A 12,294-nucleotide genomic window follows, 5' to 3' on the forward strand; every position below is an offset into this window, starting at 1 on the left:
TGCTCCTGGGCGCTCAGTGGGGGTGAAAGGTCACGCGCTCAGGCACTTGCTTGAAAGTGCCCAGCTGGCTCCACCACGGCATCAGCAGGAAGAACCCCAGGTAGAACAGCGTGCCGACCTGCGCCATCTTCTCGTACACGGGCGACGGCGGCTCGATGCCCAACCAGCCCAGCATCACGAAGTTCAGCACGAACACGCCATAGACGATCTTGTGCCAGTCAGGGCGGTAGCGAATCGACTTGACCGGGCTGTGGTCCAGCCAGGGCAGGAAGGCCAGGATCACCACCGCAGCGCCCATGATCACCACACCCCAGAACTTGGCTTCGAAGGTGTACAACAGCGCGATGCCGATGGCCGCAGCCACGATGCCACCGATCTTGCGGCCACTGCCGCCCTGCCCCTTGACCAGGCTGAACAGCGCAGACAGGCCGATGAGCGCGGCGAACACGTGCACCATCCAGTCGGTGGTGGCGCGCAGCATCGAGTAGAACGGCGTGAAGTACCAGACCGGTGCGATGTGCGATGGCGTCTTGAGTGGGTCGGCCGGGATGAAGTTGTTGTACTCCAGGAAGTAGCCGCCGAACTCGGGCGCGAAGAAGATCACCGCCGTGAACACGATCAGGAAGCCGGCCACCCCCATGATGTCGTGCACCGTGTAGTAGGGGTGAAAGGGGATGCCGTCGAGCGGGATGCCGTTGGCATCTTTCTTGGCCTTGATCTCGATACCGTCGGGGTTGTTCGAGCCCACTTCGTGCAGCGCGATCAGGTGCGCCACCACCAGGCCCAGCAGCACCAGCGGCACGGCGATCACGTGCAGCGCGAAGAAGCGGTTCAGGGTGGCATCGCCCACCACATAGTCGCCGCGGATCAGGATGGCCAGGTCAGGGCCGACAAACGGGATGGCCGAGAACAGGTTGATGATCACCTGGGCGCCCCAGTACGACATCTGGCCCCAGGGCAGCAGGTAGCCCATGAAGGCCTCTGCCATCAGGCACAGGAAGATCAGGCAGCCGAAGATCCAGACCAGCTCGCGCGGGGTGCGGTAGGAGCCGTAGATCAGCCCGCGGTACATGTGCAGGTACACCACCACGAAGAAGGCCGAGGCCCCGGTGGAGTGCATGTAGCGCACCAGCCAGCCCCAGGGTACATCGCGCATGATGTACTCCACGCTGGCGAAGGCCACGGGGATGCCGGCGGCGTTGAGCGTGCCGTCGGGCTTGTAGTTCATGACCAGGAAAATGCCGGTCACGATCTGGATCACCAGCACCAGCAGCGCCAGTGAGCCGAAGAAATACCAGAAGTTGAAGTTCTTGGGGGCGTAGTACTGCGCGGCGTGTTCGTTCCAGAGCTTGGTGGCCGGAAACCGGTTGTCCACCCAGGTCATCAACTTCTCACCGGCAGAGGCATTCGCAGCCGCTTGCTTGAATTCAGCCATGTCGATGTGCTCCTGCCTCAGGCCTGCTTGTCTTCACCAATGAGGATCTTGGTGTCCGAGAGGTACATGTGCGGCGGCACTTCGAGGTTGTCGGGCGCGGGCTTGTTCTTGTAGACGCGGCCGGCCATGTCGAAGGTGGAGCCGTGGCAGGGGCACAGGAAGCCGCCCGGCCAGCTGTCGGGCAGCGAGGGTTGGGCGCCAGACTGGAACTTGGCCGTCGGCGAGCAACCCAGATGGGTGCAGATGCCTACCGTCACCAGGATCTCGGGCTTGATCGAGCGGTGGTGGTTGCGGGCGTATTGTGGGGTGAGCTCATCGGCCTTGCGCTGCGAATCGGGATCGGCGAGCTCGGCGCTGATCTTTTCAAGCTCTGCCAGCTGGGCGGGCGTGCGCTTGACGATCCACACAGGCTTGCCGCGCCATTCCACCGTGATCATCTCGCCCTCCTTGAGGGTGCTGATGTCGGCCTCGACCGCGGCGCCGGCGGCGCGGGCCCGTTCAGAGGGCTGGAAGGTCAGGGCGAAAGGCACGGCGGCGGCAACGCCACCTGCACCACCGGTGACGCAGGCGATGGTCACCCACGTCCGGCGGCTTTGATCCACTGGCTGATTGCTCATTGGTTCCTCGGGGACGATGAACGATGGAAGAGGGGTTGGCTGTTATTCTAGCCACGGGCCCTGTGGTTTATAACCATGTCACACGGGCACGCGCAGTCAGATCAAACCCTGTGCAATTAAGTCGATTTCTTTCCTCAACCAGTGCTAGGCAGGAGTGGTGCATGAGTTTCGTGACCGAATTCAAGGAGTTTGCCGTCAAGGGCAATGTGGTGGATCTCGCCGTGGGCGTGATCATCGGCGGTGCTTTCGGCAAGATCGTGGATTCGGTGGTCAACGACCTGATCATGCCGCTGGTAGGCAAAGTGGTGGGCGGGCTGGATTTCTCCAGTTATTACATCGCCCTGGCGGGCCAGCCTTCGGGCCTGCCACTGGCAGATGCCAAGAAACTCGGCGCCGTGTTTGCCTGGGGTAATTTTGTCACTGTGGCGCTGAATTTCGCGATCCTGGCGTTCATCATCTTCCTGATGATCAAGCAGATCAACCGCCTGCGCCAGGAGCCGCCGGCCGCCCCGGCCGCGCCAGCCCCCACCCCGGAAGACATCGTGCTGCTGCGGGAAATTCGTGACAGTTTGAAACGCTGACGCAAGAAGCCGGGGAAACGGCCGATATCTGGATCGAAAGGGGTGGAAGTCTTCACCCTTGAGTGATCTGGATGTAGAACCATTGTGACCGATCCCCGACTGGACCGTCTGCTCGAACCTGCCGTGACCCGCCTTGTGGCGGGCATGACGCAGGCCATCGACAAGACGGCCACCCAGCTGGGCATGTTGGCCCTGGCGGCCAACAGCAATGCCGAGCGCCAGGCGCTGATGAACGCCGAGTACGACCTGCAGCGCCGCTGCACCGCGGTCGGACAGGCGTTTGCACGGGATCTGGGTGAACGCATCGCCAAGGATCTGCAACGCCAGCAACCCGAAGGCAGCAACGCCTATGCCGACACCGACTGGACCGCCCTGCGCCTGGTGGAGAACGCCGAGGTCGAGGAAACCGTCACGGCCGCCCGACTGACCCGCCTGCTGGAGATCGACACCGACGCGGCCCTGCGTGAATTGCGTGGCTATTTCGTCACGCTTCAGGGTGTCGAGACAGCGGATGAAGTGTTTCCACTGCGCCCGGCCATCGTCGGCAAGGCCCTGCTGCGGGCTGTGACGCAGGCCAGCGAGGACAGCGCCGCCCAACAGCAGTTGGCCCGCGTGCTGGCCGTGCACGCCAGCGCCGCCCTCAAGGCCTGCTACGACGGCCTGCTGGCCGACTGCCGCCAGCAAGGTGTTCAACAGGCCCCGCTGCTGGTGCGCAAACCGACGGGCCACACCGGCAGCCCAGGGCTGGATCGAGAGTCAGGCCATTCGTCGACCAGCGGCGCCCCGTTGTCATCCAGCCACGGAGAACTGAATGATCCGGATGGCGCCCAGGACTGGGCGCCGCCCCCGTCGATGAAGGCCTTGGGCCAACTGTTTGGCGTGGCCCTGCCCTCTCCGCAGGAAATGCAGGCGGCAGCAGCGCGGTCAGTCACCGTAGGCGGTGGCAGCAGCGCTGGCTTCAGTGGCGGAGGCAGCCCACAAGTGCACGGCCAAGGCCCCTTGGGCGGAGCACGCCCCGCCGGCAATGCAGGCGCTCAAGGCCATACCGTCGACAGCAGCATGCTCGGCCTGATGCGCCGCTTGCAGAGCCTGTCGTCCGTGGCCTCGGGCTGGACAGCCTCCATCCCGGGTGAGTTGTCGCACACCGAGATCCCCGCGCCGCCCAACCTGATCCGCGCGCACCGCGAAGAACTGCTGCAGGCCAGCGGTGGCGCCGCACTGGACCAGATGGTCATCGACATCGTGGCCACGTTGTTCGACCAGGTGCTGTCCGATCCGAAGGTGCCGCCGCAGATGGCCCGCCAGATCGGCCGGCTCCAACTGCCCGTGCTGCGCGTGGCCCTGCGCGACCAGACCTTCTTCCACTCGCGCAAGCACCCGGTGCGCCGACTGGTCAACCGAATGGCCAGTTTGGCGGTCGCCTTCGACCGGCTGGATGAGGGCCCGGGCCGCGAGTGCATCCAGGTGGTCACCGAACTGGTGCGAGAGATCGTCGAAGGCGATTTCGACAGGCTGGACCTGTACGAATCCAAGCTGGGTGACCTGGAGCGCTTCGTCGCCTCGCAGACCGCGCGCGAGGTCGAAGAGAACGCCGCCGTGGCCGCCCTGCTCAGCGGCAAGGAAGCCGATCTGCGCGTGCAGCAGCGCTACATGCAGTTGGTGCGCAGCGAGCTGGCAGACCTGGAGGCCCCAGGCTTCCTGAAGGAGTTCCTGGCGCAGATCTGGACCCAGGTCCAGGTGATGGTGGGCGCGCGCCACGGCCCCGAGAGCGACAAGGCCGTGCGCATGCGCAATGCCGCCCACCAGTTGGTGCTGAGCGTGCAGCCCAAGGGCCACCCATCGCTGCGGCAGGACTTTCTGCGCCAGTTGCCCCAGCTGATGAAGGACCTCAACGAGGGGCTGGATTTGATCCAGTGGCCTGCCGGCGCGAAGGAAGGCTTCTTCGCCCAGTTGCTGCCCATGCACGCCGAGGCCCTCAAGGCACCACCACCTCACGACCTGACCCTGCGCCTGCTGGAGCAGCGCCTGCGCAAGGTCGAGCAGATCGCCATCCCGAGCCGCGAGGACGCCGCCAACGACCCGCTGCCCGCGCCCTCGTCGACCACGGAGCCGGGCCCGCTGGCCATGGCCGCCACCATGACCCCGCAGGAGGCCCAGGCCGCCGGCTGGGTCAGCGAAGCCAGCCTGTTCGAAGACACCAGCCCGGGCGCCCTGGACATCGACCTGAGCGCAGGCGACGAGCCCGACCTGTCCGGCGTGGACGTGGACCTGCCGCTGGACACCCCCGCCCCACCGGCCGCCGGCCCCTCGCTGGTCAACTACATCCAGCCTGGCGCGGCCTACCGCATGCTGCTCAAGGGCCAGTGGAAAAAAGTGCGCCTGACCTGGATGTCCGATGGCCGCACCTTCTTCATGTTCACACAGGGGCACTCGCCGTCCAAGCAGACCATCTCGCTGACGGCCCGCACCCTGACGCAGATGTGCGCGACCGGCCGCTTCAAGGCATTCGAGCAGGCGCAATTGCTGGAGCGCGCAACCATCCGTGCCCGCCGCCAACTGGCCGCACTGAGCCAGTCGCGCAACAACAAGGTGGCGGCATGAGCTGCCAGGCCTAGACAGCTGCGGCCAGCTGGCGCGCCAAGTGCATCGCCTCCGTCAGGCTGGAGGGATCGGCCTTGCCGCTACCCGCCAGATCGAAGGCCGTTCCATGGTCCGGGCTGGTGCGCACGAAAGGCAGGCCCAACGTCACGTTCACGCCGTGCGCCACCCCCAGGTACTTCACCGGGATCAGGCCCTGATCGTGGTACATCGCCACGACCACATCGAACTCACCCGGGTGATCGGGAGGCGCATGCCGCGCCCGCATGAACACGGTGTCGGGGGCCAACGGGCCGGTCACGTCGATGCCTTCAGCTCGGGCGGCCTCCAGTGCCGGAATGATCACGCTCAGTTCTTCGTCGCCGAACAAACCGCCCTCTCCGGCGTGCGGATTGAGCCCCGCGACAGCGATGCGAGGGCACTCAAAACCCATTTTAACGAAGCTTTGATGCGTGATGCGCACAGTTGACAGTACGTTGGCGACATTCACCGCATCCAGCGCCTGCCGCAGCGACACGTGGATGGACACCAGCACCGTGCGCAACTCGTGATTGGCCAGCATCATGCGCACAGGCACCAGCGGCTGGCCCGCTGGCGTGGCCAGAGCCTGCAGCAACTCGGTGTGGCCCGGAAAAGGCTCGCCCGCCAGCGACAGGGATTCCTTGTGCAAGGGCGCCGTCACCAGGGCCAGGGCCAGGCCTTGCTGCACCAGGCCTGCGCCTTCGCGCACGCACAAGGCCGCAGCGGCACCGGCATCCGCTTGCACCTGCCCCCAAGGCAAGGCATCCAGGCCTGAAGGCAGGCCCGCCGGCTCCCAGACCGGCAGCACGACGGGCGACTCGGCGCCCTCGGCCCCCGCTCCAGGCGGTGCCGGCCGAGCATCGGAGCGCACCGCCCACACCTGCAGCCGGGCCGCGGCGGGATGCCGCCCTGCCAGCGCTGCCACCGCCCGGCGCATCACCGCGGCCGATCCGATCACCACCGCCCCGGGCGCCTCACCGGCCAGCCACTGCATCGCCACGATCTCGGGCCCGATGCCGCAGGGATCACCCATGGACAGCACCAGCGGGGCCGGTTTTGTCCATACGTCATTCAAAGGAGAGGCAGGATGTTGCATGCCCTCGATTTTGACCGCATGCGGACCGGGGCGTCCGCCCCCGGGCAGTACACTGACCGTCTATGAACTGGTTAGACGACATCCGCTGGGATGAACAGGGCCTGGTGCCCGTGATTGCCCAGGAAGTGGGCTCGGGCGATGTGCTGATGTTCGCCTGGATGAACCGCGATGCCCTGGCCCGCACGGCCGAGCTGGGCGAAGCCGTGTACTGGAGCCGCTCGCGCAAGCGCCTGTGGCACAAGGGCGAAGAATCCGGCCACACCCAGAAGGTGCACGACATCCGCCTGGATTGTGACAACGATGTGATTCTGTTGAAAGTGGAGCAACTGGGCCACGAACCCGGCATCGCCTGCCACACGGGCCGTCACAGTTGTTTCTTCCAACGGCACGACAATGGCCGCTGGATCACCGTTGAGCCGGTCTTGAAAGACCCGGACAGCATCTACAAATAGGCATGAGCAACTCCGCCCCATCCCCCGACACGCTGGACGTGCTGGCCCGCGTGGCCCAGGTCATCGAATCCCGCAAGGGCGGCGATCCGGACAAGAGCTATGTGGCGCGCCTTTTCCACAAGGGCACTGACACCATGCTCAAGAAGGTGGGCGAAGAGGCCACCGAAATGGTGCTGGCCGCCAAGGATCTGGCCCACACGCCCCAGGATGCCGCCACGCGCAAGGCCCTGGTGGGCGAATTGGCCGATCTGTGGTTTCATTCGATGGTGGTCATGTCTCACCTGGGTTTGAGCCCGCAGGATGTGGTGCAGGAACTGGCCCGGCGTGAAGGTCTGTCCGGCCTGGAAGAGTTCGCACGGCGCACGCCAACCCCTTCGGGCAGCCCGGGCTGACGCCCCGCATGCACCAAGTTGGCACGCAATTCGCAAGACACAGTTTCGTAGTGGTAAGGTCACAAGACCGTTGAGGAGCAGACGATGGGATCGTTGAGCATTTGGCACTGGCTGATCGTGCTGGTGATCGTGGTGATGGTGTTCGGCACCAAGAAGCTGAAGAACGTGGGCACCGACCTGGGTGCCGCCGTGAAGGGCTTCAAGGATGGGGTGAAGGATGGTGGTACTGCTGCGCCGGATGCACCTGCGCAACAGGTGACCAACACGGCCAAGACCGACGCCAACACGGTGGACGTCGAAGCCAAGACCAAGTCCTGACACCCTTTTCAGGGCCTGAGCAAGGCCCCGCCGCCACGTGATCGACTTTGGCATAGACAAACTCGCCCTGATCGGCGCGGTCGCGTTGATCGTGATCGGCCCCGAAAGGCTGCCCAAGGTGGCCCGCACCGTGGGCGTTCTGCTGGGCAAGGCCCAGCGCTACGTCTCGCAGGTGCAGTCCGAGGTCAACCGCTCCATCGAGCTTGAAGAACTCAAGAAGATGAAGGCGGGGCTGGAGACGGCCGCCTCGGACGTCGAATCCGCCGTCTACCAGAACCTCGACGAGGTGCGGCACGCGGGCGACGGCTTCCATGAAGGCGACCGCCCGGGCGATGACTCGATCGCATCGTCGTCGCATTACACGCCGTCCTATTCGCACCTGTACGCCCCGCCGCGCAAGAACTGGCGCCTGAAAAAGGCGGCTGTACCCATGTGGTACAAGCAGCACAACGGGGTGCGCCGGCACGTGCAATCGGGCGCGGCGCGCGTGGCGCGCTTCCGGCCACCCGGTGCCGGTCCCCGGTGAGCGTGCTTGCTGATCCAGGCATCGATGCCCTCCCCTCTTTGCCCTATTGAGGCCCCGTGAGCCAAGACCCCAATACCCCAGAGATGGAGGGCACCGAGCAGCCCTTCGTCACCCACCTGATCGAGCTGCGCGACCGGCTGATCCGGGCCGTGCTGGCCATCGGCGTGTGCTTCATCGCACTGGCGCTGTACCCCGGCCCCTCGGGCCTGTACGACCTGATGGCCCAGCCCCTGGTGCAGAACCTGCCCAAGGGCGCCACGCTGATCGCCACCAGCGTGATCTCGCCCTTCATGGTGCCGATCAAGATCACCATGCTGGCCGCCTTCATGCTGGCTTTGCCGGTGGTGCTCTACCAGATCTGGGCCTTCGTGGCCCCAGGCCTGTACGCCAACGAGAAGCAGCTGGTGCTGCCGCTGATCGTGTCGAGCACCTTGCTGTTCTTCATGGGTGTGGCCTTCTGCTACTTCTTTGTCTTCGGCAAGGTCTTCCACTTCATCCAGCAGTTCGCGCCCAAGAGCATCACGGCGGCGCCTGACATCGAGGCCTACCTGGGCTTCGTGATCAACATGTTCCTGGCGTTCGGGGCGGCGTTCGAGGTGCCTGTGGTGGTGGTGATCCTGTCACGCATGGGCATCGTGCCGGTGGCCAAGCTCAAGGAATGGCGCGGCTATTTCGTGGTGCTGGCCTTCGTGATCGCCGCGGTGGTGACGCCGCCGGATGTGGTGTCGCAGCTGGCTCTGGCGATTCCGATGTGCATCCTCTATGAGGTCGGGATCTGGGCGGCGCAGTTGGCGGATCGGTCCAAGAAGAAGCATGAAGAAGCGCAAAAGGATGCTTCTTCGGCTTCGGGGTCTTGATCGGGGTTGTTCTCCTTTGCCTGCGGCGGGCTGGGCGCTTTGTCGTGACAGCGCGGGGCGGGGGCTGAGCCGACATCCGGCCGGGCTTCATTCGGTTGGTTTCGCCTTCGGCGAAACTTCCCTGTGGTGCTCACGGCAAGGTGGGGCCGCAGAACTCGCTACAGGCCCTTCGGGCCTTTCGCTCAAACAGCTGCGGCCAGTCAGTTGAACGAAGCATGTGCTCCGCACATGCCCACCTCGCCGCTCTGCTCCTCGGCCCCCTCAAGGCGCCCGGCCGGATGGCCGCTCAGCCCCTTTTTGCCCCGCTCTCCGCATGCCGCCCGGGACAGGTTTGCCCCTGGCCGCAGGCCAGGGGATGGCGAGCATGTTTGAGGCCCGAAGGGCCGAGTTGCGCAGCCACCTCTCCCGGCCGAGCACGCGGAGAGCAGTCACGCCGAAGGCGTGACCGACAACAATGAAGCCCGGACGGCTGCCACCACATCCCGTGCCCCGCGCTGCCACGACAAAGCGCTCAACCAACCGAACGCCCAGCAGAGCATCAGCACAAAATCACTCTTCGTCGTCATCCTGCTCAGCGGGCGCCGTGGCCGCCGCAGGCCGGTTGATCGCCTTGGGCCGCTGCGCCACCGCCACATTCATCGACAAGGTCTGGTTCCCGCGCCGCACCTGCACCTGGGCCACAGACCCAGGCTTCAAGCCCGCCACCGCATTCAACAGCTGCGTCGTGTTGCCCACCCGGGCCTCGGCCACCTGCACCACCACATCGCCCGGGCGCACACCGCCCTTGGCCGCCGGCCCGTTGTGCAGCACCCCGGTGATCAGCACACCCTCCTTCACCGACAGGTTGAAGGTCTCGGCGATCTCGGGGGTGAGGTCGCGCGGCTCCACGCCGATCCAGCCCCGGGTGACCTGTCCATCCTTGATCAGGCTTTCCATCACCAGGCGCGCCGTGGACACCGGGATCGCGAAACCGATGCCCATGTTGCCCCCCGAGCGCGAGTAGATGGCGCTGTTGATGCCCATCAGGTTGCCGTGCGCATCCACCAGCGCACCACCCGAGTTGCCCGGGTTGATGGCCGCGTCCGTCTGGATGAAGTTCTCGAAGGTGTTGATGCCCAGCTGGTTGCGCCCCAGCGCGCTCACGATGCCCGAGGTGACCGTCTGCCCCACGCCGAAGGGGTTGCCGATGGCCAGCACCGCATCGCCCACCTGCAGGGTGTCGGAATCACCGAACACGATGGAGGGCAGCTTGTCCAGGTCGATCTTGAGCACGGCCAGGTCGGATTCCGGATCGGCGCCGATGACCTTGGCGCGGGCCTTGCGGCCGTCGGTCAACATCACCTCGATGTCGTCCATGCGGTCGACCACGTGGTTGTTGGTGAGCACATAGCCATCCTGGCTGACGATCACGCCCGAGCCCACACCGGCCTGCGACTGGCCGCCACCCTCCTGCTCGCCGAAGAAATAGCGGAACCAGGGATCCTTGTGGCGCGGGTTGCGCGAGGTGCTTTTGCTGGTGATCACGCTGACCACGGTGGGCGCGGCCCGTTTGGCTGCATCCGAGAAGCCCACGGCCGCCGCCGGCACGCCACGCACGCCGGATGCCGGGATACTGGGCGAAGGGCTGCCCAAAGAAGGCAGTGAGGCGATGGGCGAGCCATCCTGCCAGGGCAGGCTCTGGATCCACTGGGGCCGCAGCGTGGACACCACGAAAATGACGGCCACCCCGACAGTGACGGCCTGCGAGAAAATGAGCCAGAGTTTGCGCATTGCAAGGAATACGGAATGACCACCGACGTGATCGAACGCGAGGTATTGACGGCCCACCTCGACCAATTGCTGGAAAGCGGGCGCTTTCGCGATTATGGGCCGAACGGTCTGCAAGTGGAGGGCAAGCCGCAGATTCGCAAGATCGTCACAGGCGTGACGGCCAGCCTGGCCCTGATCGAGGCCGCCGTGGCGGCCGGCGCCGATGCCATCCTGGTGCACCACGGCCTGTTCTGGCGCGGGCAGGATGGCCGGGTCACGGGCTGGATGCGCCAGCGCCTGAACACGCTGCTGCGCAACGACATCAACCTGCTGGCCTACCACCTGCCACTGGACGCACACGCCAGCCTGGGCAACAACGCCCAATGGGGGCAGCACCTGGGCCTGGTGGCCGATGGGCGCTTCGGTGAGCAGGACCTGGGCTTTCTGGGCGCCGTGCCGGACGGGCTGAGCCTGGATGGCCTGGCCGATCGGGTGTCAGACGTGATGGGCCGCACACCGACCGTGGTCAGTGGCGATGGCCGCACGCTCAAGCGCATCGCCTGGTGCAGCGGCGGCGCCCAGGGCTACTTCGAGCAGGCCATTGCGGCCGGGGCCGATGTGTACCTCACGGGTGAGATCTCCGAGCCCCAGGCGCACTACGCGCGCGAAACCGGCGTGGCCTTCATGGCCTGCGGGCACCACGCCAGCGAGCGCTATGGCGTGCAGGCACTGGGCCAGGCCTTGTACGAGCACTTCGGCGTGGCCCACGCCTTCATCGACATCGACAACCCCGCCTGAGCGGGGCTGCCAGCCCACGAAGGTGCTTCGTCAGCGCAGCACCGATTCCAGCTCGGCAAAGCTGTGCGCGTGCAGGTCCGCACCGATGGGCTCGCCCAGGGCGGCTTCCAGGCGCTTGGCAGAGAACACGCCGCGCAGCGAGGTGCGCCCCTCGGCCACCTCGGTGACCAGCAAGTAGCGCAGGCCGTGCTCACGCAGCGTGGCCACGATGTCGCCCACGCGCGCATGGCGCACCGCCTGCATGTCCGCCACTTCCCAGTGGGTCAGCGGCGTCATCACGTCGGCCAGCGACAGCTCCTGCCGGTGCACGTTGTGCGCCAGTGCCCGCAGCACGGGGCGCTCGCCCATCAAGGTGTCGGCCGTGACCATGCCGACCAGTTCCCCGTGAGTGCCCGAGACGAAGGCCATGCGCACCCCGGCCCGCAGCATCACGTGCAGGGTCTGGTCCAGCCCGTCGCGGTCGCTGGCGACCACCAGGGGGCTGAAACGCACGTCGGTGAGCAGAGGGAGGGCGCGGTCGTCGAGGCGCGCGGTGCGCTTGGGCTGCGGCAGGCTGGGGGCCTGGCTCAGCGACGACAAAGGCACAGGGCGGAAGCGTTGCGCTTGTTGTTGTGCTTCAGACATGAGAGGGCTCCTTTCAGGTTCGATGGAGCGTCCGCTGGTGGCCCATGTGATCCCCATACAACGGGGTTGGGCGCGGCGGATGTTGTCCAGGGCCTCGCCTCTACATTACGCCGAAGTGCCCGTTCAGGTTGACAGGTTTGCATGGCCGCACCGCGCCTGATGTGATGCCATTCACGCGTGTTCAGACAATGGTTCTGTGGCATACACATCGCCAAGCAAAAGGGCCGCAT

13 protein-coding genes are annotated in these 12,294 nt (G+C 65.6%); 8 read left to right on the plus strand and 5 right to left on the minus strand.

Annotated elements, in window-relative coordinates:
* Nucleotides 1-13: 13 nt before the first annotated feature.
* Both EIP75_RS05735 and petA read right to left on the minus strand, forming a co-directional pair.
* Complete coding sequence (locus EIP75_RS05735; protein ID WP_125242293.1) at nucleotides 14-1,435, minus strand: cytochrome b; 1,422 nt, start codon at nucleotides 1,433-1,435, stop codon at nucleotides 14-16.
* A gap of 17 nt (nucleotides 1,436-1,452) precedes the next feature.
* Complete coding sequence (gene petA / locus EIP75_RS05740) at nucleotides 1,453-2,052, minus strand: ubiquinol-cytochrome c reductase iron-sulfur subunit (RefSeq protein WP_125242294.1); 600 nt, start codon at nucleotides 2,050-2,052, stop codon at nucleotides 1,453-1,455.
* Between the two features lie 161 nt (nucleotides 2,053-2,213).
* Between petA and mscL the strand changes: the two genes are divergently transcribed.
* Together mscL and EIP75_RS05750 are read left to right on the plus strand one after the other, a co-directional pair.
* Nucleotides 2,214-2,633, plus strand: a complete 420-nt coding sequence (mscL, locus tag EIP75_RS05745; RefSeq protein WP_125242295.1) for a large conductance mechanosensitive channel protein MscL — start codon at nucleotides 2,214-2,216, stop codon at nucleotides 2,631-2,633.
* Nucleotides 2,634-2,717: 84 nt separating this feature from the next.
* Nucleotides 2,718-5,234, plus strand: a complete 2,517-nt coding sequence (locus tag EIP75_RS05750) for a DUF1631 family protein (protein ID WP_125242296.1) — start codon at nucleotides 2,718-2,720, stop codon at nucleotides 5,232-5,234.
* Nucleotides 5,235-5,244: 10 nt separating this feature from the next.
* On the opposite strand, the gene pdxA is transcribed toward EIP75_RS05750, so the two are convergent.
* Nucleotides 5,245-6,285, minus strand: coding sequence for a 4-hydroxythreonine-4-phosphate dehydrogenase PdxA (gene pdxA, locus EIP75_RS05755; protein ID WP_338014906.1), 1,041 nt, complete (start codon nucleotides 6,283-6,285; stop codon nucleotides 5,245-5,247).
* Nucleotides 6,286-6,410: 125 nt separating this feature from the next.
* Here pdxA and hisI point away from each other — a divergent pair, with 125 nt between their 5' ends.
* The 5 genes from hisI to tatC all read left to right on the plus strand — a co-directional run bounded on the left by hisI (nucleotide 6,411) and on the right by tatC (nucleotide 8,893).
* Complete coding sequence (hisI, locus tag EIP75_RS05760; RefSeq protein WP_125242298.1) at nucleotides 6,411-6,800, plus strand: phosphoribosyl-AMP cyclohydrolase; 390 nt, start codon at nucleotides 6,411-6,413, stop codon at nucleotides 6,798-6,800.
* Nucleotides 6,801-6,802: 2 nt separating this feature from the next.
* Nucleotides 6,803-7,192: a phosphoribosyl-ATP diphosphatase gene (locus EIP75_RS05765; RefSeq protein WP_125242299.1), complete on the plus strand. Its 390-nt coding sequence runs from the start codon at nucleotides 6,803-6,805 to the stop codon at nucleotides 7,190-7,192.
* Nucleotides 7,193-7,276: 84 nt separating this feature from the next.
* Nucleotides 7,277-7,510, plus strand: coding sequence for a Sec-independent protein translocase subunit TatA (gene tatA, locus EIP75_RS05770; RefSeq protein WP_125242300.1), 234 nt, complete (start codon nucleotides 7,277-7,279; stop codon nucleotides 7,508-7,510).
* Between the two features lie 37 nt (nucleotides 7,511-7,547).
* Nucleotides 7,548-8,036 carry a Sec-independent protein translocase subunit TatA/TatB gene (locus EIP75_RS05775; RefSeq protein ID WP_125242301.1) on the plus strand — a complete coding sequence of 163 codons (489 nt, stop codon included), beginning with the start codon at nucleotides 7,548-7,550 and terminating at the stop codon, nucleotides 8,034-8,036.
* A gap of 56 nt (nucleotides 8,037-8,092) precedes the next feature.
* Entirely contained in the window at nucleotides 8,093-8,893 is an 801-nt protein-coding gene (gene tatC, locus EIP75_RS05780) for a twin-arginine translocase subunit TatC (protein WP_125242302.1), read from the plus strand.
* A 549-nt stretch (nucleotides 8,894-9,442) separates the two neighbouring features.
* On the opposite strand, the gene EIP75_RS05785 is transcribed toward tatC, so the two are convergent.
* Nucleotides 9,443-10,663, minus strand: coding sequence for a trypsin-like peptidase domain-containing protein (locus tag EIP75_RS05785; protein WP_125242303.1), 1,221 nt, complete (start codon nucleotides 10,661-10,663; stop codon nucleotides 9,443-9,445).
* A 15-nt stretch (nucleotides 10,664-10,678) separates the two neighbouring features.
* On the opposite strand from EIP75_RS05785, the gene EIP75_RS05790 reads away from it, so the two are divergent.
* On the plus strand, nucleotides 10,679-11,440 hold the full coding sequence (locus EIP75_RS05790; protein ID WP_125242304.1) for a Nif3-like dinuclear metal center hexameric protein: 762 nt from the start codon (nucleotides 10,679-10,681) through the stop codon (nucleotides 11,438-11,440).
* Nucleotides 11,441-11,470: 30 nt separating this feature from the next.
* Here the strand turns inward: EIP75_RS05790 and EIP75_RS05795 are convergent, their stop codons facing one another.
* Nucleotides 11,471-12,064 carry a CBS domain-containing protein gene (locus EIP75_RS05795; RefSeq protein ID WP_125242305.1) on the minus strand — a complete coding sequence of 198 codons (594 nt, stop codon included), beginning with the start codon at nucleotides 12,062-12,064 and terminating at the stop codon, nucleotides 11,471-11,473.
* Nucleotides 12,065-12,294 lie beyond the last annotated feature (230 nt).

The organism is Aquabacterium soli, from assembly GCF_003933735.1.
GTDB classification, from domain to species: Bacteria; Pseudomonadota; Gammaproteobacteria; order Burkholderiales; family Burkholderiaceae_C; genus Aquabacterium; species Aquabacterium soli.

Coding starts and splice junctions, on each gene's coding strand:
- EIP75_RS05795 (WP_125242305.1), bottom strand. CDS start 12,064: ATGTCTGAAGCACAACAACAAGCGCAACGCTTCCGCCCTGTGCCTTTG.
- EIP75_RS05735 (WP_125242293.1), bottom strand. CDS start 1,435: ATGGCTGAATTCAAGCAAGCGGCTGCGAATGCCTCTGCCGGTGAGAAG.
- mscL (WP_125242295.1), top strand. CDS start 2,214: ATGAGTTTCGTGACCGAATTCAAGGAGTTTGCCGTCAAGGGCAATGTG.
- EIP75_RS05765 (WP_125242299.1), top strand. CDS start 6,803: ATGAGCAACTCCGCCCCATCCCCCGACACGCTGGACGTGCTGGCCCGC.
- hisI (WP_125242298.1), top strand. CDS start 6,411: ATGAACTGGTTAGACGACATCCGCTGGGATGAACAGGGCCTGGTGCCC.
- EIP75_RS05785 (WP_125242303.1), bottom strand. CDS start 10,663: ATGCGCAAACTCTGGCTCATTTTCTCGCAGGCCGTCACTGTCGGGGTG.
- EIP75_RS05790 (WP_125242304.1), top strand. CDS start 10,679: ATGACCACCGACGTGATCGAACGCGAGGTATTGACGGCCCACCTCGAC.
- pdxA (WP_338014906.1), bottom strand. CDS start 6,285: ATGGGTGATCCCTGCGGCATCGGGCCCGAGATCGTGGCGATGCAGTGG.
- petA (WP_125242294.1), bottom strand. CDS start 2,052: ATGAGCAATCAGCCAGTGGATCAAAGCCGCCGGACGTGGGTGACCATC.
- tatA (WP_125242300.1), top strand. CDS start 7,277: ATGGGATCGTTGAGCATTTGGCACTGGCTGATCGTGCTGGTGATCGTG.